Source organism: Shigella sp. FC1544 (genome assembly GCF_001722145.1).
Taxonomy (GTDB): Bacteria; Pseudomonadota; Gammaproteobacteria; order Enterobacterales; family Enterobacteriaceae; genus Escherichia; species Escherichia coli.
This window is the reverse complement of sequence record NZ_MECT01000348.1, coordinates 1-893: the sequence shown is the minus strand read 5'-3', so window position 1 is coordinate 893 and position 893 is coordinate 1. Positions and strand designations below refer to the sequence as shown.

Genomic DNA, 893 nt, shown 5'->3' with positions numbered 1-893 from the left:
GTCTCTTTGCTTACGCAGCGTGATGAGCTGGAGTGCCAGACGTGGCAGTACTACGGCAGCGGCATTCGTGCCGGGAACGACGACGGTTTGTTCGGCCAGTGCCTGAGCTATGTCTGCTGCAAGGCGTTTACCCAGACGAGGCGCAAGTTTGCAGAGCTGGGCTGCCAGCTTCTTCTCACCCAGCGAAGCGAGTTTTTCTGGTGAGGGATATCGCTGGAGAAGATCGAGTACCGCCGGGTGCTCAAGTCTCGGACCGAGAACGCGCTCCAGTGCCGGATGTATCTGGGGCAGAAGGCCGCGGATACGGTTGCTGGCCTGCGTTGTCTGTGCGGCAAGATCATCATCGAAGCCGCAGAGCATGGAGAGTTCGGCGATTTGCTCGTCAGCCAGTTTCAGCGTGCGTAGCGCGTGAGGCAGGGTACGGGCAGCTTCGGCAATGATGGCAGCGTCACGAGCATCAGTTTTAGCTTCACCGGCGTGTAAGTCGGCTATGCGGCGCATGGCCAGTCCAGGGAGGTATCCGACAAGGACTCCTTCTGAGCGGGCAACGGCGACAGGTAACGCACCGATGGTAGCTGGCTGATCAACAACCAGCAGTATCTGACCATGTTGTTTCAGGTCAGATATTAGCGACCTGAGTTTGTTTTCGTCGTTGGGTAATGCTTTATCGAACAGGCGTTTACCTGAACGATTAATGGCAACAGCGTGATGCGTATCTTTACCGACATCAACGCCGATAAAGACCTGGACGGATTCGTAATCGCTGGATTCGGTCATTCTGTCTCCCTTGTATATGGGTTAACCAGATAACCACGGGGAGCAGGTACCGGCATCCACGTTACAGACGGTCCCGGCAAAAGTGCCTGACCTGACCCCTATTAGCGGTTACCAGC

Annotated in this window: 1 protein-coding gene; it reads right to left on the bottom strand. The window is 56.1% G+C overall.

Annotation, left to right across the window (positions count from 1 at the left end):
* On the bottom strand, positions 1–777 hold a 777-nt coding region (locus BGK49_RS16115), incomplete at its 3' end, for an IS110-like element ISEc20 family transposase (protein WP_069375778.1).
* Positions 778–893: the final 116 nt, after the last annotated feature.